General features: G+C 69.8%; 20 protein-coding genes. 9 read left to right on the top strand and 11 right to left on the bottom strand.

From position 1 onward, the window contains the following. Window positions 1-114 precede the first annotated feature (114 nt). The gene (locus ACQP2T_RS57295; RefSeq protein ID WP_433513104.1) at window positions 115-468 is read right to left on the bottom strand and encodes a DUF2809 domain-containing protein; all 354 of its coding nucleotides are present in this window, start codon (window positions 466-468) and stop codon (window positions 115-117) included. 28 nt (window positions 469-496) lie between these two features. Between ACQP2T_RS57295 and ACQP2T_RS57290 the strand changes: the two genes are divergently transcribed. The 6 genes from ACQP2T_RS57290 to ACQP2T_RS57265 all read left to right on the top strand — a co-directional run bounded on the left by ACQP2T_RS57290 (window position 497) and on the right by ACQP2T_RS57265 (window position 7,960). Next, the gene (locus tag ACQP2T_RS57290; protein WP_433513103.1) at window positions 497-2,125 is read left to right on the top strand and encodes an ABC-F family ATP-binding cassette domain-containing protein; all 1,629 of its coding nucleotides are present in this window, start codon (window positions 497-499) and stop codon (window positions 2,123-2,125) included. A 118-nt stretch (window positions 2,126-2,243) separates the two neighbouring features. Then, on the top strand, window positions 2,244-4,058 hold the full coding sequence (locus ACQP2T_RS57285) for an ABC transporter substrate-binding protein (RefSeq protein WP_433513102.1): 1,815 nt from the start codon (window positions 2,244-2,246) through the stop codon (window positions 4,056-4,058). Continuing rightward, complete coding sequence (locus tag ACQP2T_RS57280; protein ID WP_433513101.1) at window positions 4,055-5,107, top strand: ABC transporter permease; 1,053 nt, start codon at window positions 4,055-4,057, stop codon at window positions 5,105-5,107. Before ACQP2T_RS57285 ends, ACQP2T_RS57280 begins: the two co-directional genes overlap by 4 nt. After that, a complete protein-coding gene (locus ACQP2T_RS57275) occupies window positions 5,104-5,988 on the top strand; it encodes an ABC transporter permease (RefSeq protein WP_433513100.1) in 885 nt (294 codons plus the stop codon). Before ACQP2T_RS57280 ends, ACQP2T_RS57275 begins: the two co-directional genes overlap by 4 nt. Continuing rightward, on the top strand, window positions 5,985-6,959 hold the full coding sequence (locus ACQP2T_RS57270) for an ABC transporter ATP-binding protein (RefSeq protein WP_433513099.1): 975 nt from the start codon (window positions 5,985-5,987) through the stop codon (window positions 6,957-6,959). Before ACQP2T_RS57275 ends, ACQP2T_RS57270 begins: the two co-directional genes overlap by 4 nt. After that, on the top strand, window positions 6,956-7,960 hold the full coding sequence (locus ACQP2T_RS57265; protein ID WP_433513098.1) for an ABC transporter ATP-binding protein: 1,005 nt from the start codon (window positions 6,956-6,958) through the stop codon (window positions 7,958-7,960). The genes ACQP2T_RS57270 and ACQP2T_RS57265 overlap by 4 nt, the downstream gene beginning before the upstream one ends. Here the strand turns inward: ACQP2T_RS57265 and ACQP2T_RS57260 are convergent. Together ACQP2T_RS57260 and ACQP2T_RS57255 are read right to left on the bottom strand one after the other, a co-directional pair. After that, window positions 7,950-8,774: an NAD(P)H-binding protein gene (locus tag ACQP2T_RS57260; RefSeq protein WP_433513097.1), complete on the bottom strand. Its 825-nt coding sequence runs from the start codon at window positions 8,772-8,774 to the stop codon at window positions 7,950-7,952. The genes ACQP2T_RS57265 and ACQP2T_RS57260 overlap by 11 nt on opposite strands. 67 nt (window positions 8,775-8,841) lie before the next feature. Next, window positions 8,842-10,017 (bottom strand): FAD-dependent monooxygenase, encoded by a 1,176-nt coding sequence (locus ACQP2T_RS57255; protein WP_433513096.1) that lies wholly within the window; start codon window positions 10,015-10,017, stop codon window positions 8,842-8,844. A gap of 73 nt (window positions 10,018-10,090) precedes the next feature. On the opposite strand from ACQP2T_RS57255, the gene ACQP2T_RS57250 reads away from it, so the two are divergent. Further along, entirely contained in the window at window positions 10,091-10,657 is a 567-nt protein-coding gene (locus ACQP2T_RS57250; RefSeq protein WP_433513095.1) for a TetR/AcrR family transcriptional regulator, read from the top strand. 16 nt (window positions 10,658-10,673) lie between these two features. Here the strand turns inward: ACQP2T_RS57250 and ACQP2T_RS57245 are convergent, their stop codons facing one another. Then, window positions 10,674-11,312 carry a maleylpyruvate isomerase N-terminal domain-containing protein gene (locus tag ACQP2T_RS57245; RefSeq protein ID WP_433513094.1) on the bottom strand — a complete coding sequence of 213 codons (639 nt, stop codon included), beginning with the start codon at window positions 11,310-11,312 and terminating at the stop codon, window positions 10,674-10,676. Between the two features lie 65 nt (window positions 11,313-11,377). Next, window positions 11,378-12,106, bottom strand: a complete 729-nt coding sequence (locus ACQP2T_RS57240) for a nucleotidyltransferase domain-containing protein (RefSeq protein WP_433513093.1) — start codon at window positions 12,104-12,106, stop codon at window positions 11,378-11,380. Window positions 12,107-12,116: 10 nt separating this feature from the next. Here ACQP2T_RS57240 and ACQP2T_RS57235 point away from each other — a divergent pair, with 10 nt between their 5' ends. Continuing rightward, entirely contained in the window at window positions 12,117-12,875 is a 759-nt protein-coding gene (locus ACQP2T_RS57235; RefSeq protein ID WP_433513092.1) for an SDR family oxidoreductase, read from the top strand. Between the two features lie 260 nt (window positions 12,876-13,135). Here the strand turns inward: ACQP2T_RS57235 and ACQP2T_RS57230 are convergent, their stop codons facing one another. The 4 genes from ACQP2T_RS57230 to ACQP2T_RS57215 all read right to left on the bottom strand — a co-directional run bounded on the left by ACQP2T_RS57230 (window position 13,136) and on the right by ACQP2T_RS57215 (window position 16,110). After that, window positions 13,136-13,912, bottom strand: coding sequence for an SDR family NAD(P)-dependent oxidoreductase (locus tag ACQP2T_RS57230; RefSeq protein WP_433513091.1), 777 nt, complete (start codon window positions 13,910-13,912; stop codon window positions 13,136-13,138). A gap of 58 nt (window positions 13,913-13,970) precedes the next feature. Then, window positions 13,971-14,909 carry a ribose-phosphate diphosphokinase gene (locus ACQP2T_RS57225; RefSeq protein ID WP_433513090.1) on the bottom strand — a complete coding sequence of 313 codons (939 nt, stop codon included), beginning with the start codon at window positions 14,907-14,909 and terminating at the stop codon, window positions 13,971-13,973. 18 nt (window positions 14,910-14,927) lie between these two features. After that, the gene (locus ACQP2T_RS57220; RefSeq protein WP_433513089.1) at window positions 14,928-15,401 is read right to left on the bottom strand and encodes an N-acetyltransferase family protein; all 474 of its coding nucleotides are present in this window, start codon (window positions 15,399-15,401) and stop codon (window positions 14,928-14,930) included. Window positions 15,402-15,468: 67 nt separating this feature from the next. Then, entirely contained in the window at window positions 15,469-16,110 is a 642-nt protein-coding gene (locus tag ACQP2T_RS57215) for an HAD family hydrolase (RefSeq protein ID WP_433513088.1), read from the bottom strand. Window positions 16,111-16,189: 79 nt separating this feature from the next. Between ACQP2T_RS57215 and ACQP2T_RS57210 the strand changes: the two genes are divergently transcribed. Then, window positions 16,190-17,959 (top strand): alkyl/aryl-sulfatase, encoded by a 1,770-nt coding sequence (locus ACQP2T_RS57210; protein ID WP_433513087.1) that lies wholly within the window; start codon window positions 16,190-16,192, stop codon window positions 17,957-17,959. A gap of 440 nt (window positions 17,960-18,399) precedes the next feature. Here ACQP2T_RS57210 and ACQP2T_RS57205 read toward each other — a convergent pair whose 3' ends face one another. Together ACQP2T_RS57205 and ACQP2T_RS57200 are read right to left on the bottom strand one after the other, a co-directional pair. Continuing rightward, a complete protein-coding gene (locus ACQP2T_RS57205) occupies window positions 18,400-19,806 on the bottom strand; it encodes a purine-cytosine permease family protein (protein WP_433513086.1) in 1,407 nt (468 codons plus the stop codon). A gap of 110 nt (window positions 19,807-19,916) precedes the next feature. Continuing rightward, window positions 19,917-20,906, bottom strand: coding sequence for an NAD-dependent epimerase/dehydratase family protein (locus tag ACQP2T_RS57200; RefSeq protein ID WP_433513085.1), 990 nt, complete (start codon window positions 20,904-20,906; stop codon window positions 19,917-19,919). Between the last annotated feature and the right edge of the window lie 84 nt (window positions 20,907-20,990).

The raw sequence follows: 20,990 nt of genomic DNA, 5'->3' as shown, positions 1-20,990 counted from the left end.
CTTGGGGGGATGCGCGGCGGAGGACTCTCTGGATTTGGTCTATCTCTAGACCATTTCCATCCCACAGGCAAGGCGTTACAGCGGAGTTTCGACCTGGTAAGGAGCGTTCTTTACCTAAATATCGCTATATGAGCGGCGAACCGTCATATGCGCAGCACAAGCCACGGCGGCGCCCACGACGTACCAGAACAGGTCCGGCGGGTTGAACGTGCTGCCCAGCAGCGGCCGCAGCAGCGGCGGGATCTCCCAGAGCTGGGCGAACTCAATCGCCCAGCTCAGCGCGGCCGACCCCAGCGCGGCCCACACCGGCCGGACCCGCGGCAGGACGAGCACGATGAGCAGGTAGATCAGGACCGTGTAGAGCGCGTCGCCCGCGTACTTGGCGAACGGTCCGTCCCACAGCAGCCGCACCCCCAGCCCGGCCACGACGGTGACGACAGCGGCGGCGAGCGCGAGCCAGCGAGACATTTGGCTCACGTTAGTAGCATCGGCCTACATGAGCGCGACGATGGTGGTCAAGGACCTTGCGGCGGGGCACGGCGAGCGGATTCTGTTCTCGAACCTGGATCTGGTGGTGGCCCCCGGCGACGTCATCGGGCTCGTCGGGGCCAACGGCGCCGGGAAGTCCACGCTGCTGCGCCTGCTGGCCGGGATCGACCGGCCCGAGCAGGGCTCCATACGCCTCAGCCCGGCCACGGCCACGGTCGGCCACCTGCCGCAGGAGCCGGAGCGCCGCCCCGGTGAGACGGTCGGGCGGTTCCTGAGCAGGCGCACCGGCGTGGAGCAGGCGCAGCGGGAGCTCGACGACGCCACCCAGGGCCTGGTCGAGGAGCGGCCGGGCGCCGACGACGCCTACAGCGTCGCGCTGGAGCGCTGGCTCGCGCTCGGCGGCGCCGACCTGGAGGATCGCGCGGCGGAGATCGGGCTGCCGGTGGGCATGGACCAGCCCATGACCTCGCTGTCGGGCGGCCAGGCGGCCCGCGCGGGGCTGGCCTCGCTGCTGCTCAGCCGCTATGACCTGTTCCTGCTCGACGAGCCGACCAACGACCTCGACCTCGACGGGCTCGACCGGCTGGAAGGATTCGTCCAGGGCCTGCGAGCCGGCACGGTGGTGGTCAGCCACGACCGGGAGTTCCTGGCCAGGACCGTCACCAAGGTGCTGGAGCTGGACCTGGCCCAGCAGCAGATCCATCTGTACGGCGGCGGCTACCAGGCCTACCTCGACGAGCGCGAAGTGGCCAGAAGGCACGCCCGCGAGCGGTACGAGGAGTACGCCGACACCCGCGCCCAGCTGGAGTCCCGCGCCCGGACGCAGCGGGCCTGGATGGAGAAGGGCGTCAAGAACGCCCGGCGCAAGGCGACCGACAACGACAAGATCGGCCGCAACACGCGCATCGAGACGACGGAGAAGCAGGCCGCCAAGGCCCGCCAGACGGAGAAGCTCATCGAGCGCATGGACGTGGTCGAGGAGCCGCGCAAGGAGTGGGAGCTGCGGATGGAGATCGCCGCCGCGCCGCGCTCCGGCGCGGTGGTGGCCACGCTGCGCGGTGCGGTGGTCAGGCGGGGCGCGTTCACGCTCGGCCCGGTCGACCTGGAGATCGGCTGGGCCGAGCGGGTGGCGATCACCGGGTCCAACGGCTCGGGCAAGACGACGCTGCTGGCCGCGCTGCTCGGCCGCACCCCGCTCGACGAGGGGCACGCCACGCTCGGGCCCGGCGTGGTGGTCGGCGAGGTGGATCAGGTCAGAGGGCTGTTCGAGGGCGGGGAGCCGCTGCTCGACGCGTTCGGCGCGCAGACGCCGGAGCTGCCGCCCGCCGAGGTGCGGACGCTGCTGGCGAAGTTCGGGCTGCGGGCCGCGCATGTGCTGCGGCCCGCCGACACGCTGTCGCCCGGCGAGCGTACCCGCGCGGCGCTGGCGTTGTTGCAGGCCAGAGGCGTTAATCTGCTGGTGCTGGACGAGCCGACGAACCATCTCGACCTGCCCGCGATCGAGCAGCTGGAGTCGGCTCTGTCGAGCTATCCTGGCACGTTGCTGCTGGTCACCCACGATCGGCGGATGCTCGACGCGGTGCACGTCGATCGCCGCCTGAGTGTGAGCGACGGGACGGTCCTTGAGCGCGGCTGAAAATTTACACCGCTCAAGGAAACGAAGGTGAAACAATTTTCCGGCACTCGTTGACACGCAGTGTTCGTATGGTGTGCCTTTCTCTACACAGGACACCCCCGCCTGAAGGTGAGGCACAATGAGGAAATGGTTCGCACGCCTGGCTCTGCTGGGCGTAGCGGTATTAGTCGCAGGTCAGGGCCAGGCGGCCCAAGCCGCGGAACCGGCAGCGGGGAAGAAGATCGTCCGCATCGGCGCCACGCAGTCGATGGACTCGATGAACCCCTTCCTGGCGGTCAGGCTGGTCTCGTCGGCGGTCCAGCGCGAGATGTACAGCTTCCTGACCACGCCCGACCCCAAGACGCTGCAGCCCAGCCCGGACCTGGCCGAGTCGTGGACGACCTCGCCCGACGGGCTCACGTGGGTCTTCAAGATCCGCAGCACCAAGTGGTCCGACGGTCAGCCGGTCACCGCCGAGGACGCGGCCTGGACCTTCAACAAGGTCATGACGGACGACGCGGCCAAGACCGCCAACGGTCCGGCCGTGGAGAACTTCGAGAGCGTCACCGCCAACGGCCAGGAACTGACCATCAAGACCAAGGCGCCGCAGGCGTCCATGCTGGAGAACCCGATCCCGATCATGCCCAAGCATGTCTGGGAGAAGGTCACCGACATGGCCAAGTACGAGGCCGACGTCTACCCGGCCGTGGGCAGCGGGCCGTACATCGCGGTCGAGCACAAGAAGGACCAGTTCGTCAAGCTCAAGGCCAACCCCGACTACTGGCGGGGCAAGCCCAAGGTCGACGAGCTGCAGTTCATCTTCTATGACAACCCGCAGGCCGCCATCGCCGGTCTGAAGAAGGGTGACATCGACCTGATCGGCCGCATGACGCCGCCGGACTTCGAGTCGATCAAGGGCGACCCCAACATCGAGCAGTGGAACACCCAGGGCCGCCGCGCGGCGTACCTGGAGGTCAACCCCGGCGCCACCACCACGGACAACAAGCCTGTCGGCGACGGTCACCCCGCGCTGAAGGACCCGAAGGTGCGCACCGCGCTGCACTATGCGATCGACAAGCAGAAGCTGGCCGACGAGGTGCAGAGCGGCCTGGCCAAGCCCGCCGACGGTTCGATCATCCCGCCGATGTACAAGGAGTTCTTCTGGGAGGCCACGGGCGACCAGAAGGTCACCTATGACGTCGCCAAGGCCAACAAGATCCTCGACGACGCCGGTTACAAGAAGGGCGCCGACGGCGTCCGTACGATGCCCGACGGCAAGAGGAAGCTGGAGTTCCGCTTCAGCATCCACACCGACACCCCGATCGAGGACAAGCTCGCCGAATACCTGACGGGCTTCTTCAAGGAGATCGGCGTCACGCTGACCACGGTGAAGCTCGACTCCAGCAAGTTCTCCGAGCAGACGGGCGTCACGGGCCTGTACGACATCGCGATCAGCGGCTGGTCGGTCAACCCCGACCCCGAGGAGGTCCTGGCCACGCACCTGTGCAGCCGCCGGCCCACCCCGGCGGGCGAGGGCGGCGGCACCGAGTCGTTCTACTGCGACCCGACCTTCGAGAAGCTCTACCAGGAGCAGCTCAAGGAGCTCGACCGGGCCAAGCGCGTCGAGATCATCAAGAAGATGCAGGAGCGCCTCTACACCGACGCTCCGGTGATCGCGATCTACTACCCGAACGACCTTGAGGGCTACCGCAAGGACCGCATCACCAGCATCACCCCGGTCCCCGAGGACAAGGGCCTGCTCTACGGCGGCAGCAGCGGCTACCCGTTCTACGCCATGGACGTCAAGGCCACCGGCGGCACCAGTGCGGCCGGCAGCGACGGCGGCTCCAACACCGGCCTCATCGCCGGCGTGGTCGGCGGCGTGGTGGTCATCGGACTCGTGGCCTTCCTCTTGACCCGGCGTCGCAAGAGCGTCGCCGACGAGCGCGAATGACCACACCGCTCGAAGCAGCGGAGCCCGCCGTCCAGGCGGCGGGCTCCGGTGATGACCGCCCCGCCTACCGCGGCACGCTGAAGTACGCGCTGTCGAAGGTCGGCGGGGCGTTGTTCAGCATCGCGATGGTGATCGTCGGCACGTTCTTCGTGTTCCGGCTGCTGCCCGGCGACCCCGTGCGCAACCTGGCGCAGGGCCGCAACATGACCCCGACGCAGCTCGCCCTGGAACGGCACCGGCTCGGCCTGGACAAGTCGCTGATCGACCAGTTCTTCGACTTCGTCGGCAAGACGCTCCACCTCGACCTGGGTACCTCCTACGAGTACAACCGGCCGGTCCTCAGCCTCATCGGCGAGCGGTTCCCCGCGACGCTGCTGCTCGCGGGCGGGGGCTTGGTCATCGCGGTCGGACTCGGGATCTGGCAGGGCCAGCGGGCCGGATGGCGGCGCGGCAGCCGCTTCGACCAGGTCTCCACGGGCGTCTCGCTGGTGCTGTGGTCCATGCCGACGTTCTGGCTGGGGCTGCTCCTGCTCATGGTGTTCGGCGTCGGGATCGGCCCGATTCCCGGCATTTTCCCGACCCGGGGCATCGAGAGCGTGGACGCGCCCGACGGCTTCGCCTACGTGCTCGACGTCGGCATGCACATGGTGCTGCCGTGCCTGACCCTCGTGGCCGTGGTCTACGCCCAATACCTGCTGGTCATGCGCTCGTCGCTGCTGGAGGAGGTCAGCCAGGACTACGTGAACGTGGCTCGCGCCAAGGGCCTGCGCGACGACGAGGTGCGCCGCCGCCACGCGGTCCCCAACGCGCTGCTGCCGACGGTGACGCTGGTCTTCCTGCGTATCGGCTTCGTGGTCAGCGGCGCGGTCACCGTCGAGACGATCTACAGCTGGCCGGGGCTCGGGCAGCTGTTCTACGAGGCGGTCAGAGTGCCTGACTTCACACTCATGCAGGGCACGTTCATGCTGATCACGGTGGCCGTGATCCTCATGAACACGCTGGCCGACGTGGTCTACCACATCATCGACCCGAGGGTGAGGTCGGCATGACCGCCGTGGCCACGTCTCGCAGGCGTCTGGCGCTCGGCCGCTTCTGGGGGAGTTTCCGCCAGGAGCGGGCCGGGATGGCCGGGCTGGTGGTGCTCGTCACCGCGGTCCTTCTGGCACTGGTCGCGCCGCTGTTCATCGATGACGGCGTGACCAGCGTGGTGAGCGGCACGAGCGACGAGTTCGCGGCGCCCAGCCTCGCGGAGCCGTTCGGCACCGACGAGTCCGGCCGGTCCATCCTGCTGATGGTCTGGTGGGGCTCGCGTACCTCGCTGCTCATCGGCTTCCTCGCCGCCCTGCTGAGCATCGTGATCGGCACGGTCATCGGCATCGCCGCCGGGCACTTCCGCGGCTGGATCGGGGCCGCGCTCATGCGGGTCACCGACTGGTTCCTGGTGCTGCCCTCGCTGATCACGGCGCTGGTGCTGGCGGCCATCCTGGGCGGCAGCACGGCCACGATCATCGTGGCCATCGGCATCACCACCTGGCCGTCAACCGCCCGGCTGATCAGGTCTCAGACACTGTCCGTCGAGGCCAGGCCGTACATCGAGCGGTCCAAGGCGCTCGGCGGCGGGCACTGGCACATCACCACGCGGCACGTGCTGCCGAACGTGGCGCCGCTGCTGCTGGCCAGCACCACGCTGGAGGTCGCCAGCGCGATCGTCACCGAATCCACGCTGGCCTTCCTCGGTGTCAGCTCGAACAAGACCTCCTGGGGCACGATGCTGCGCGCGTCCTACGACTTCAACGCTCCCGCCGAAGGTGCCTGGTGGTACATCCTCATTCCCGGCCTCTGCATCCTGGCCGTCGTCATGGCGTTCACGCTGGTGGGACGCGCGCTGGAGGCCGTGCTCAACCCGCGACTCAGGAAGGCGGGCGCATGACTCTCCTCGAACTCGACGACCTCACGGTGACCTACCGGATCGCCTCCGGCGAGGTGCCCGCCGTACGGGGAGTGTCGCTGAAACTGGAGTCGGGCGCGGCGCTCGGGGTAGCCGGTGAGTCGGGATCCGGCAAGTCGACTCTGGCCATGGCGCTGCTGCGGCTCCTGCCCCGCGACGCCCGCGTCGGCGGCCGGATCCTGCTCGACGGCGAGGACATCCTGGCCATGAAATGGGGCCGCATGCGCGCGGTCCGCTGGGCCGAGGCGTCGATCGTCTTCCAGGGCGCCCAGCACGGCCTCAACCCGGTCCGCAAGATCGGCGACCAGGTCGCCGAGCCGCTGCTGGTGCACAACCTGGCCAAACCCGACCAGGCTGGCAAACGGGTCGCCGAACTGCTCGAACAGGTCGGCCTGCCCGCCTGGCGGGCCCGCAGCTACCCGCACGAGCTGTCCGGCGGCCAGCGGCAGCGCGTGATGATCGCGATGGCCCTGGCCTGCTCGCCCCGGCTGATCATCGCCGACGAGCCGACGACCGCGCTCGACGTGATGGTCCAGGCCCAGGTCCTGACGTTGATCAAGGAGCTGATCGCCGAGCGGAACATCTCGCTGATCATGATCTCGCACGACCTGTCGGTGCTCGCCGACGTCTGCGGGCAGCTCGCGGTCATGTACGCGGGCCGCGTCGTGGAGCACGGCCCGTCGCGCGAGGTGTTCCACGAGGCCAAGCACCCCTACACGCGGGCACTGGCGGCGGCCTTCCCCACGGTCGGCGACCCGGTGTCGCGGCTGGCGCCCAAGGGCCTCGGCGGCGATCCGCCGGACCCGATGGACCTGCCCACCGGCTGCGCGTTCCATCCGCGCTGCCCGGTGGCGCTGGAGGAGTGCGCGACCCTCGATGTCGGGCTCTGGCCCGCGGGCGACAGCCGTACCGCTGCCTGCGTGCACGTACGGGCGAAGGAGGAGGCCTCATGACCGAGACGGAGACGTCCTCGGAGACCGTCGCCACGGGGCACCAAACCCTGCTGGAGGCCCGTGACCTGCACGTGGAGTTCCCGTCGCGCGGGCGGCGGGCCCGCGCGGTCGACGGGGTGAACCTGGCGATCGGCGCCGGTGAGATCGTGGCCCTCGTCGGTGAGTCCGGCTGCGGCAAGACCACGCTGGCGCGCACGCTGATGGGCCTGGAACGGCCCACTTCGGGGTCGGTCGTCTATGACGGTAAGGAGCTGGACTACCGCTCCAAGGCGCTCAAGGCGTACCGGAAGGCCGTGCAGCTGGTCCTCCAGGACCCGATGGGCTCGCTGAACCCGCGGCACACCGTCTACGAGGCGGTCGCCGAAGGACCGCGCATCCACGGCCTGTCCGGCGAGCGGGAGATCGTGGCCGAGGCGCTGTCCAGGGCCGGGCTGCGGCCTCCTGAGCGGTTCTTCCTGCGCTACCCGCACGAGCTGTCGGGCGGTCAGCGTCAGCGTGTGGTCATCGCCGGCGCGCTGGCCCTCAACCCGAAGGTCCTGGTCGCCGACGAGCCGGTGGCCTCGCTGGACGCCTCGGTGCGGGGCGAGATCCTCGCGCTGCTGCTCCGGCTCCGCACGGACCTGGGCCTGTCGGCTTTGGTCGTCACCCATGACCTCGGGCTGGCCTGGAACATCGCCGACCGGGTCGCGGTCATGTACCTCGGCCGGATCGTCGAGGCGGGGCCGGTCGAGCAGGTGCTGACCGCGCCGCGCCATCCGTACACGCAGGCCCTGCTGTCGGTGCTGCCGGAGTCGCCCGAGCGGATCGTGCTGACCGGTGAGGCGCCGGACCCGACGCGGATCCCGGGTGGCTGCCGCTTCCACGCCCGCTGCCAGGTGCTCGCCTCCGGCAAGGCGGCCGAGGCGGGGGTGGACGCCAAGTGCAGGTCGCAGCAGCTCGACATCCTGCCCGCCACACCGGCCGCGCGGGCGGCCTGCCATTACGCGGAGCTCAGCGCTTGAATGCCGTGGCGTGCTCGGCGGCCCACTCGGCGAAGGAACGCGGTGCCCGGCCGGTGACCTGCTCGACGGTCGGGACCACCGTGTAGCCGATCTCCGGGGTGTTGCCGAGCGCGCCGATGAGGAACTCGATCGTCTCCGCGCCCATGCCGTCGGCGCGCCACTTGGCGCGGGCCTCGGCCTCGGAGAGCTCAACGAAGCGGATCTCCTGGCCGACGGCTTCGCTGAGGATGCGCACCTTCTCCGTGGTGGTGACGGCCTGCGGCCCGGTCAGCGTGTACGACTTCCCCGCGTGGCCATCGCTCGTCAGCACGGTGGCCGCCACCGCGGCGATGTCACGCTCGTGCACCATGGCGCTGAGCCGGCCGCCGAACGGCTCCCTGATGGCGCCCTCGGCCTTGATCGTCTGGGCCCACCACTGCAACGTGTTGGACATGAACTCGACCGGCGTCAGCAGCGTCCACTCCAGCTCACTGGCGGCCAGGGCCTGCTCAAGCGGGCCGTCGGCGCGCCCGCCCAGAACGGTGACCTTGCGCACGCCCGACTTGACGGCCAGCTCCACGATCTGCTCGCCGGTCTTCAGTGGCGCGTAGTCGTCGCCGGCGAAGTTGATGAGGTGAACGGCCTCGACGCCCTCGAAGGCGGTCGTGAGGCTGCCCGGCTCGGCCAGGTCCCCGGCGACGACCTCCACGCCCTCGGGCAGGTCGGCCTTGGCCGGGTCGCGGGTCAGGGCACGCACCTGGTGCCCGGTCCGGGTGAGCTCGTCGACGATGAGGCGGCCGACGGTTCCGGTGGCACCGGTGACGAGGATCGTCATGACAGGCTCCTTCTGGCATTTATTCGGAACGGAACGTTCGATTCCTAATCTATCAGAACGGAACGCTTTATTCCACATAGTTCTTCAGCGTGATGGCCGTCGCGGCGCGGGCCATGGGCCCGGCGATCCGGTCGATCATCCGGTCGCGGCCGGGCAGGTGGGGGAGCAGCCTGATCATCCTGGTCTGGAACCAGATGACCGCGCGTGAGGGCAGCACCATACCTTTGACGTTGGCCGGGCCCAGCTTCTGGTTGGCCTCCACGAAGGCGCGCATCTCCTGCTCGTAGCCGTCCACGCCGCCGCCGGAGGCCAGCTCACCGGCCAGCACGTACGCCCCCACCAGGGCGAGGCTGGTGCCCTGGCCCGACGCCGGCGAGGCGCAGTAGGCGGCGTCGCCGACCAGCACGACCCGGCCCTTGGACCAGCGGTCCATGTGGATCTGGCTGACGGAGTCGAAGTAGAAGTCCGTCGACCCGCGCACGGCCTCCAGCAGCGCGGGCACCTCCCACTCGACCCCGGCCATGGCCTGGGCGAGCAACTCCTTCTGCTGGTCCGGGTCGCGGCGGTCGTAGGCGAGCGGCTGCGACGACCACATGAACAGCGCCTTGGCGTTGCTGTCCTGCTTGGTGCTGTAGACGTTCGCGGTCCGGCCGGGGGCGGCGTGGACCGCCTCTTCGCGGTCGAGGCCCAGGCGGTTGGGGACCGTACAGATCGAGATGTAGTAGCCGAGATCGCGCACGAACGCCGACTCCGCGCCGAAGACCAGTCCGCGCGTGTTGGAGTGCATCCCGTCGGCCCCGACGACCAGGTCGAACCGCCGCGGCGCCGACCGCTCGAACGTCACCGTCCCGTCCTCGGCGATGCCGGTGATCGAGTCGTCGAAGAGGTATTCCACGTCGTCGCGGGTCAGGTCGTAGAGAAGCTCGTTGAGGTCGCCGCGCATGATCTCGGCGTCGGCGCCCTCGCGCCCGCCGAACAGGTCGGCGTCCATCTCCGCGATCCGTCGGCCCTTGCCGTCGTAGTGCGTCGCGATCCGCATGTCGGTGCTCCTGGCGCGGACCGCGTCGAGCAGGCCCATCCGCTCGACCACGTCGAGCGCCACGCCGCGGATGTCGACCTTGTAGCCACCCTCGCGGATCGAGGGCGCCCGCTCCACCACGGTGGGGGTGAAGCCGTGCCGCCGCAGCCAGTAAGCCGTCGCGGTGCCGGCGATGCTCGCGCCGGAGATCAGGATGTTCGTCATGTCTCGAAAAGTACACACGTCTCAGACGCTTGTCTAGTACGGATTTCTGAGACGATCGTGTTAGACTCTGGGCATGGGAAACCGTGAAGACCTGCTGGCCGGGGCCAAGCGCTGCCTGATCGAGAAGGGCTACTCGCGCACGACGGCGCGCGACATCGCCACGGCCTCCGGAGTGAGCCTGGCGGGCATCGGCTATCACTTCAGGTCGAAGGACGCGCTGATGAACGAGGTGCTGTTCGAGGTGATGCGGGAGTGGGGCGACGACCTGGCGGCGACGCTGGCCGCCGACGTCAAGGCCAACACGGAGCCGCTCGAACGCTTCGAGGCGGCATGGGACCGGGTGATCGAGTCATTCGAGCGGCTGCGGCCGCTCTGGGTCACCCAGTTCGAGCTGCTGGGCCAGATCGACCACCTGCCGGAGGTCCGGGAGCAGCTCGTGGCCGGGATCCAGGAGGGGCGTCAGGGGCTCGCGGAGTTGTTCGAGGGCATCGACCCGGCGGCGGAGCCGGAGCGGGCGCGGCTGGTCGGCACGTTTTATCAGGCCATGCTGACGGGGTTCCTGTCACAGTGGCTGATCGATCCCGGCAGCGCGCTGTCGGGCCGCGAGGTGGTCGCGGCCCTGCGCATGGTCCAGAGGTAGTTGTGGCGGGCCCTGGTCAGAAGGCGCTGATCGTGGCGGGCGCCCGCTCGGCCCTGCTCAGCGTGCGGATCACCGCCGTCGCGCCATGACGGTGTACGGCCAGCCGCGCCAGCAGCTCGACGACCGGCTCGACGACCGAGGACGGCAGCTCGGGAGTCTCCACACCCACACTGGCGGCCAGGTCGTCGGAGTGTACGACCAGCTCCATCAGGCGGGTGAGCAGGAGGTCGTCGAACCGGAGCGACCAGCCCGACCAGGGCAGATACACCACCTTGTCGCTGGGCTGCGCGGGCAGGGCGACCCGCTGCCGGTCGAAGAGCTCGCCCGCCTTGGCGGCCAGCGCCACCGGGCCGTCGGCGGCGGCCACCTCACCGGCCCGCCGGATGCCCACGTTGCTCTCGTGGTCGAGGCCCGCCTGCACCCACGGCGACCTGGTGAAGTGCTCGATCAGCGGGATCGGCTCACCGATCGGTCCGCCGTCGTCGAGCAGGCTGTCGACCCGGACGATCTGGTGGGCCAGGTGCGCGGCCAGGCCGGCCACGCTGAACTCGGTCAACGCGCTCGGCTTCTCCCACGCGGCGGCCACGGCCGGCTCACGCAGCAGTGCGACCGCGGACGACGCGGCGACCAGATAGGACTCCCTGATCTCCCCCATGTCCCGCCTTTCCCCGTTTTCTGGTGGTGACCCGGCAAAGACTATCCGGGGTGGTGTTCTGATCGTCAGCCGAGGGCACGCTTGATCGCCGCCCTGATGAAGACCCTGGCCAGGGTTCCGCGCCTGAACCGGCTCAGGAACGGTTGCGGCAGGCCGTACCTGCGGGCCCGGATGTCCGCCACCACGTTCATCGGCGCACCGAGCTCGGCCAGCACGTCCAGGGCCTCCCGCTTGGTGATCAGCCGCCCGTCCCGCAAGGTGACCGTCGCTCTCGCCACGGTGATCATCCCGAGATCCACCCAGATGTCCCGCAGCCACAGCTCGCGCTCGCGCGTCTTGGCCAGCCAGAAATCCTGGAGATCCGTCCGGATGAATTCGCTCAGCTCCTCGTCCGACACCGTCGGCAGCAGGCCCGCGGGCGGCTCGCCGTACAGTTCAAGGGCGCCCGAGTGCAGCTCACGACGGGTCACCGGGGTGACCGGCCGCTCGTACAGCTCCTGGTGCGCCCAGGTCACATGGTCGGTCGCGAAGTCGCTCAGCCGGTGTTTGGGCATGTAGGAGCAGTGCAGATGCTCGGCGAGCGGCAGCACGATCTCCTCGTGCAGCTTGGCCAGCCGTTGCCGCTGCTCCTCGGTGAGGTCCGTCTCGACCACCGCGATGAGATCGAGATCGCTCTTGCCCGGCTGGTAGTCACCCGCCGCGAGCGACCCGTGCGCCCACAGGGCGACCAGGGGTACGGCCGGCCTGATGTCGTGGAGGAAACGGGTTAGCAGAAGATCGGTTGGCGCATGCATGATGGCCACTATGGTCGACAGGAGACGCGACGGAAAAGTGGCCCTGGTCACCGGTGTGGGGCGCACTGTCGGCATCGGCGCCGGCATCGCCCGCAGGCTGGCGGCCGCGGGCTGGGACATCGCCTACACGTACTGGACCCCGTACGACGAGCGCATGTCCTGGGGCGCCGAGCCGGGGGCGGCCGACGCGATCGGCGAAAGCCTCGCCGGGCGCGGCGCGGCGATCGAGGCCGACCTGACGGACGCCGACTCCCCCGCACGGATCTTCGACGAGGCCGAACGCCGGCTGGGCAATGTCACCGCCCTGGTGATGTGCCACTGCGAATCAGTCGCCTCCGGCCTGCTCGACACCACCCTCGCCAGCTTCGACCGCCACTTCGCCGTCAACGCGCGGGCCACCTGGCTGCTGGTCCGCGAGTACGGCCGCCGCTTCTCGGGCGCCCACGGGACCGGCCGGATCATCGGCCTCACCAGCGACCACACGGTCGGCAACCTGCCCTACGGCGCGAGCAAAGGCGCCCTGGACCGCATCGTCCTGGCCGCCGCCCGCGAGCTGGCCCACCTCGGCGTCAGCGCCAACGTCATCAATCCCGGACCGGTGGACACCGGCTGGATGTCGGACGAGGCCCGGGAGAGCCTCCTCCGCCAGACCCCGCTCAACCGCCTCGGCACGCCCAAGGAGACCGCCGACTTGGTCGACTTCCTGTGCTCCCCGCAGGGCCAGTGGATCAACGGCCAACTGCTGATGAGCAACGGCGGCTTCGCCTAGAGCGGTGTCCACGACGGACCGTCATCTTCCGCGCCTCCGTGGGGACGTCTGTCCTCACGACGGACTGTCTTCTTCCGCTCCCCTCGGAGGGGTATCTGTCCCGATGGACCGTGTCGCTCTTCTCCCCCCGGAGGGGGTATCTGTCCTGAGGGACCTCAGCCCGCGACGGACCGTCTCCCTCTTCTCCCCCCGGAGGGGGTATCTCTCCCGAGAGACCTCAGCCACCACGGACCGTCACAGGGGCTGAGGCGGTCACCACACTAGAGCGCGTGGCCACCCGCCACCTGGAGAACCTGACCGGTGATCCACCGAGCCTGGTGCGAGGCGAGGAACACGACGGCGTCGGCGATGTCGGCGGGCTCGCCCACCCGCCCCAGCGGCACGATCTCGCCGACCCGCGCGCACATCTCGGCGTCCATCCAGCCGGTCTGCACCGGCCCAGGAGCCACCGCGTTGACCCGGATGCCGGCCGCACCGAGGTCGAGCGCGGCCGCCCGCGTAAGGGCCTCCAGCGCCGCCTTGGACGTCCCGTACCCGATCTGACCGGGGAAGGCGCGCGCGGCGTCCGTGGAGACGTTCACCACGCACGGCTCGCGGCCGTCCCGCCGCCGGTTCGCCAGTTCGGAGACGAGCAGCGCGGGGGCGATCGCGTTGACCTCGTAGTGGCGGCGCAGGCCGTCGGCGGTGAGGGCGCCGAAGGTGTCCGGGCTTTCGCAGTGCGCGGCGTTGTTCACCAGCACGTCGACCGGCCCCAGCAGCCGCTCGACCGTGTCGAACAGCTGCCGCGCCGCCTCCGGCTCACGTAGATCGGCGGGTACGGCCACCGCGTCGCGGAGCTCGGCGGCCAGCGCCTCGGCGACGTCCCTGGCGGGGGTGACGTGCTCCCAGGTGACGCCCGGAGGAGCGGTTCTCCCGCTGAAGTAGTGCACCGCCACCCGCGCCCCCTCAGCCGAGAAGGCACGCGCGACCGCCGCGCCGATCCCTCTGCTGGCGCCGGTGACGAGAACGATCCGACCGGCGAGCTTCGTATCGATCATCCGAGCAGCATGTCGTGATAGATCCACAATTGCGAGAAGCCCACGTGATGACCTTTTGTCACGGCGCGCTGAACAGCGCGCTCACCGACTCCCCGTCGTGGATCCGCCGCATCGCCTCGGCCAGCGCCGGGGCGATGGACAGGACCGTGAGCTTGTCCGTGGGCTTGGGCACGGGCACGGTGTTGGTGCAGACGATCTCCTCGACCTCGGGCAGCGCGCTCAGACGCTCGATCGACCCGGCCGCGAACAGCCCATGCGTGCACGCCACGCGTACGGAGTTGACGCCACGCTCGCGCAGCCGGTCGAGCAGCTCGATGACGGTGGTGCCTTTGGCGATCTCGTCGTCCAGGATGATCACGTCCTTGCCCTTGACCTCGCCGATCACCGAGCTGATCACCACCCGGTCGTCGCTGAAGCGCTGCTTGGCCCCCATCGCCACGTCGGCGCCGAGCAGCCGGGCGAAGTGCGCGGCCTCCTTGGCGTTGCCCAGGTCGGGGGAGACGACGACGGTGTTGGACAGGTCGTACTGGCGGAAATGGGCGGCCAGCTCGCGCAGCGCGTGCAGGTGGTCGACGGGCACGCTGAAGAACCCGTGCACCTGTGGCGAGTGCAGCGTCATCGTCAGCACCCGCCCGGCGCCCGCCGTCACCAGCAGGTCCGCCACCAGCCTGGCCCCCATGGAGATGCGCGGCGCGTCCTTTTTGTCGCTCCGGGCAAAAGCGTAATGGGGCATCACCACGGTCGTCCTGGCGGCGGACGCCCCACGGGCCGCGTCGAGCATCAGCAGCAGCTCGACCAGGTTCTCCTGTACGGGCGGGACCAGCGGCTGGATGATGAAGACGTCGCGTTCTCTGCAGTTGGCCTGGAGCTGGACCTCCAGCACGTCGTTGGCGAAGCGGTTGACCTTGACCGGGTGGAGCGGGGTGCCCAGGTGGGAGCAGATCTCCTCAGCCAGGTCGGGGTGGGCACTGCCGCTGAATACCGTGATGTCTCGCACGATTCCGAAAGGATAGCTTCACGGGCTCAGGTAATGGTGCACCAGGGCGGGTTCACCGGCCGCGTTGCGCCATCGGGCCCGGGAGGTGGCGACGCGCTGCCAGCCGTACCTCTCGTAGGCGGCGATGGCCGCCCGGCCCTCGGCGGAGACCTCCAGCGTGAGACGTCCGTCCGCGTCGGCGAGGGCGGTGTCCAGCAGACGGGCGGCGAGCCCGTCACGCCGGGCGGACGGCGTGACGAACAGGCGGGTCACGGACGCGCGGACGGGCGTGCCGACCAGCTCGGCCACCCGCGACTCGACCTGAGCGAGCCCGACATGACCGACTATGACGCCCTGCTCGTCCAGGGCGATCCAGGCTCGGAGCAGGTCGCCGGGCGTGAGCCAGCGGTGCGGATCGTCGGGCCAGTCCACGGGGTACCGGTCGGCGGCCTGAACCTCGGCCAGCGCCCGCACGCACGCGTCGAGATCGTCGGGAGTTCTGAGCCGGATCATCGTTGGAGCGCCGCCATCGTGAGGGGGTTGGTGAGTCGGGTCATCGTACGGAAGCCTCGAAGTCGGGTCATCGTTCGAGCGCCGCGACCGTGAGGGAGTCGAGGTCGGGGACGACCTTCCAGGCGAGCGCCAGCGCGTCGGGGGCGGGCGGATAACGGGGATGGGGCACGGCGATCACCCGCATCCCGGCCGCGTGCGCCGAGCGCAGGCCGTTGCTCGAATCCTCCACCGCCACGCACCCGCGCGGATCGACCCCCAGCTTGGCGGTCGCCTCCAGGTAGCCGTCGGGGGCGGGCTTGCCGCGCGGTACCTCCTCGGTGGAGACAGTGACGGCGAAGCAGTCACGGAAGTCGGCCGCGTCCAGCACCACCTCGATCAACGCACGCGGCGAGGAGCTGGCCAGGCCCAGCGTGAGGTCCGCCGCCAGGCGCCGCACCGCCTCGGGCGCCCCCTTCATCAGCGGTACGCCGTGCCGGTAGCGCTCGGCCATCTGGTCCACCACGCCGCGCGCGATCTCGTCCGGAGGCAGCGCCACACCGAGTTCGTGCAGGTAGGCAGCCCATTCCTGGGTGCTCATCCCCATGAGCCTGGACTGGGTGTCCTCCTGCCAGGTGCCGCCGTGTTCGGCGACGAACGCCCGCCGCACCTCCTCCCAGACCGGCTCGGAGTCGACGAGTACGCCGTCGAGGTCGAACACGCACGCTTCCACGGAACCCCCTAGCGGGCTTTGTCGGGATTGCCCATTAACGAGGATATGCGTTGACCGGTTCTCGGGAATGGGCCTGGGCATGGCCGACCTTCCACTCCACGATTCCAACGACTTCGAGGCGGCGGCGGATCGCGGCTTCATCGCGAAGTTCAGCCCGGCGGTGGTCAGCGCCGCCGACAGCAAGGTCATCTGGGACGGCGAGTCGGCCGCCTTCCTGGAGCAGGAGTGCCCCGGCAGCGCGCATCCCAGCCTGTGGCGGCAGGCGCGGCTCTCCGCCAGGCAGGGGCTGTACGAGGTGACGGACGGCGTCTACCAGGTGCGCGGGTTCGACCTGTCGAACATGTCGATCGTCGAGGGCGACTCCGGTGTGATCATCATCGACCCGCTCATCTCCACCGAGTGCGCCGCCGCGGCGCTGCGCCTCTACCGAGCCCATCGCGGCGCCCGGCCCGTGACCGGGGTGATCTACACGCATCCGCACGTCGACCACTTCGGCGGCGTGCGCGGCGTCACCGGCGGCGGCGTGCCGGTCCTGGCGCCCGCGGGCTTCCTGCGGAACGTCGCCCGCGAACACCTGCACGCCTGGTCCGCCACAGCCCGCCGATCCGTCTACCTGTACGGCCAGGCCCTCGAACGATCACCCGATGGCCAGATCGGTACGGGCCTGGGCAAGACCCGCTCCATCTCGCTCATCGCCCCCACGGTCGACGTCGAACGTACGGGACAGGAGGAGACCGTCGACGGGGTACGCATCGTCTTCCAGCTCGCCCAGTCGCCACCGGAGCTGGCCCTGTACCTGCCCGGCCGCCGGGCCCTCTGCCTGGGCGAGAACGCCACCCGCAACCCGCACAACCTCCTGCCCCTGCGGGACGCCAAAGCCCTGGCTCGGCAACTGGACGAGACGGTCACGCTGTTCGCGGCCGAGCTCGACGTCGCCTTCGCCTCGCACCACTGGCCCACCTGGGGCGGGCCGGAGATCGCCCGGTTCCTGTCGCAGCAGCGTGACCTGTACTCCTACCTGCACGACCAGACCCTTCGGCTGATGAACAAAGGCCTGACCGGAGCCGAGATCGCCGAGGCCATGCGGGTGCCGCCCGAGCTGGAGCAGGTCTGGCACACCCACGGCTACCACGGACCGGTCGGCCACAGCGTCAAGGCCATCTACCAGCGCTACCTGGGCTGGTTCGACGGCAACCCCGCGCACCTGTGGGAGCACCCGCCCAGGGAGAGCGCGACCCGCTACGTGGAGTGCCTCGGCGGCGGTGCGGCCGTCGTCGCCTTCGCCAGGCGCTACCTCAAGGAGAACGACCTGCGCTTCGCCGCCCAACTGCTCAACCACGCGGTCTTCGCCGACGAGGGCAACAAGGAGGCGCGCGACCTGCTCGCCGAGGTGTACACCCGGCTTGGGCACGGCGCGGAGAACGCCACCTGGCGCAACCTCTACCTGACGGGCGCGCTGGAGCTGAGCGACGGCGTCGTGCCGGCCGCCACGGAGCGGGCCGCGCCCGGCCTGGTCGCGGCGCTCGGCGTCGACCAGATCCTCGACTCGATCGCCATCCGGATCGACGGGCCGCGGGCCTGGAACGAGAGCCTGTCCATCGACTGGCACCTGACCGACCTGGGCGAGAGGTACCGGACCACGCTGTCGAACGGCGCGCTCATCCAGCACGCCGACCCGCCCGAGGGGCCGGTCGACCTGACCTTGCGACTGACCAAGGCGCAGCTGCTCGGCCTGCTGGCCGGCCGGGGGGTCGAGCGGGTCGAGCGAGAAGGCGACATCGGCGTACTGCGACGCCTGGTGGCCGTACTCGACCACCCGATCCCCGACTTCGCCATCGTGACCGCCTAACACGGTCCCCCCGGAGGGGCGTCCGTCCTTGGGACCTGTGCCAGGACGGACCGGCTTTCCCCCGGAGGGGTGTCCGTTCTTGGGGCCTGCATCAGAACGGCCGGTTTCTTCCTCTCCCCCCGGGGGGTGTCCGTCCTTGAGGTCTCTGCCAAGACGGACCGGCACCTTCCTCCCCCGGAGGGGGTGTCCCTCCCGAGGGACGCCAACCACGACCCGATGGACACCCGCCACGACGGCCCGGCTTCCTCCCCACCCTCGAGGGACATCTGCCACGACGGCCCGTCTTCCTCCCCGCCCTCGGAGGGGGCATCCCTCCAGAGGGACACCCGCCACGACGGCCCGTTTCCTCTTCTCCCCCTGGAGGGGTATCTCTCATTAGGACCCCAGCCACCACGGACCGTCGCAGGGGCAGAGACCGTCGTGTGACGGACCGGGAGCGCTCAGCCGCTACGGCGCGGCGCCAAACTCGAAATCGCGAAGTAGAGAACCCCCGCCAACACCAGCGCCACCACCACCCCGATATTGGCCGCCCCAAACGTCCCCGCCCTCAGCTGGTCACTCATCAGGAAGCCGACAACCCGGGCGATGTTCGGGTCGGTGGAGGTGATGAGCCCGACACCCACAACAGACGCCGCGACCAGCGAGATCACTCCCGCCCAGTTCAGAGCGGGCGCCCCGGGCCGAAGCAGCCGCTCGTCGTAGGACCGCCCGCCCGCCCGCCGGAGCCACATGTCGACGAGGAAGACGGCCACCCAGGCGGCCATCACCACCCCGATGATCGCCAGGAACGCCTGGAAGGTCGCCAGGAAGCTGGTCGAGACGAACAGCAGGTAGTAGCCGCCGAGCACCATCAGCGCGCCGTCGATGAGCACCGCGTAGTGCCGCTTGATCGGCACCCCCAGCGCCAGCATGGACAGTCCCGACGAGTAGATGTCCATGATCGCCCCGGCCAGGAAGCCACCGATGGCGGTCAGCAGGTACGGCAGCAGGAACCAGGTCGGCAGCGCCGCCGCCAGCGCTCCGACGGGATCCGCGCCCGCGGCCTGGGCCAGCTTGGGGTCGCCGCCGGCCAGCAGGACGCCGAAGACGAGCAGCACCATGGGCGGCACCGCCCCGCCCACCGTCGTCCACAGCGCCACCGACGAGGGCTTGGACGCGGTGGGCAGGTAGCGCGAGTAGTCGGCGCCGCAGTTGACCCAGCCCAGGCCGAGCAGTGTCATCGCGAAGATGACCGCGCCCACCCAGCCGCCGGGGCCGGCGGTGGTGTCCAGCGAGGTGCCGAGCTTCGGGGCCATGAGGATCATGTAGACGACGGTCAGCACGATGAACGCGTACGTCAGATACCGTTGCACCGCCATGATCAACGCGTGGCCGTACACCCCGATCACGATCGTGAGCAACGCGGCGACCGCGAAGCAGACCGCCATGGCGGTCGTGCCGGGAATGCTGGGCGCGACCCGCTTCAGGATCGCCGCGCCGCCCTGCGCCGACAGCGTCACGAGCACGATCTCCCAGCCGACGTTCGAGACGTAGGAGAGTACGGCCGGCAGCTTGTTGCCCTGGTAGCCGAACGGGGCGCGGCCGAGCGTCATCGTCGGCACCCCCGACCGGGTGCCCGCGATGGCGACCAGCCCGACCAGCCCGAACGAGAGCGCGTAACCGATCGCTCCCGTGATGATCGCCGGGACGACGCCCAGACCGAGCCCGACGATGTAGACACCGAAGGCGACGCCGAACAGGGAGAGGTTGGCGCCGGCCCACGGCCATAACAGGTCCCGAGGCGTGCCCCGCCGCTCGGCTGCCGGAACGGCGTTGATGCCGTTCTGCTCAACGGTCATCATGTCCATGATCGGACGGTACACCTGGTGACCGCGCTGCCCCAGAGCAGGTATCGGACGTTGCGCTCGGCAATCGCGCTGCCCCAGAGCAGGCGACACGCACCTGATGCGGGCTGGGATCAGCCGTCGAGCCCCAGCAGCGCGGCCTCCACCTTCGAGTCCAGGCCGACCGGCGGCCGGTCAGGACGCATGGGCGCCCGCCCGCCAATGCTTCGCAGCCACGCCCACGTGTCGGCCACCGTCTCGGCCACCGGCCGGAACCGCAGCCCGGCCGCCACCGCCTTCGACACGTCACCCCGGTGCATGGTGTCGTGGTCCTCGCCCAGCAGCCAGATCGGCAGATCGGTCCACGGCTCCACTCCGGCCGCCAGGATCGGCTCCGGCTCCACCCATCGCAGCTCGGCCCCGGACCCGGTCACTTGCCGGCAGGTCCGCAGCAACTCCTCCATGGTGACGAATCCCGATGGGCTCACCACGTTGTAGGCCCCACCCAGTCCGTCCTTGGCCGCCTCAAGGCACCACTGGGCCATGTCGCGCGCGTCCACGTACTGCAGGGGCAGCTCGGCGGGCCCCGGCGCGAGCACCGGCCCGCCACGCGCGATCCTGCTCAACCACCACGGCAACCGCCCGATGTTCTCGTGCGGTCCCAGGATCAACCCCGCCCGCGCCAGCAGGGCCCGCTCCCCGAAGGCGGCCACCGCCGCCAGCTCCCCACCGGCCTTGAACCGCGCGTAACCCACGTCATCGCCGTCATTGGCCGAGGCCGCCACCACCGGGGCGTCCTCGTCGGCACCCGCCGCCGACGGGTAGGTGTAGACGGACCGGCTGGACACGTAGACGTAGTGTCCCGCCCGCTCGGCCAGCAGTGTCGCCGCGTCGCGTACGGCGGACGGCGCCCACGACCAGGTGTCGACCACGACGTCCCACTCACCACGGTCGAGCGCCGCCAGCCCGCCCGGCTTCGCCCGGTCGCCCCGCAGCACCGTCACCGTGGGCGGCGGGGCATGCGTGCCCCGGTTGAACACGGTCACGTCCCAGCCGGACGCGACAGCCTCCTCGACGAAGACCCGCCCCACGAACTCCGTCCCGCCCAGCACCAGAAGCCTCATGGCCACCACCCTGCCGATCCCGGCCGCCGCCCGGTAGCCGTGCACGCCGACAGCGGAATCGCCGGCAGCGAAACCAAGGCATCG

Origin of the sequence: Nonomuraea sp. CA-143628 (assembly GCF_050942315.1) — a bacterium.
Lineage (GTDB): Bacteria > Actinomycetota > Actinomycetes > Streptosporangiales > Streptosporangiaceae > Nonomuraea.
This window is presented reverse-complemented; position numbering and strand designations above follow the sequence as displayed.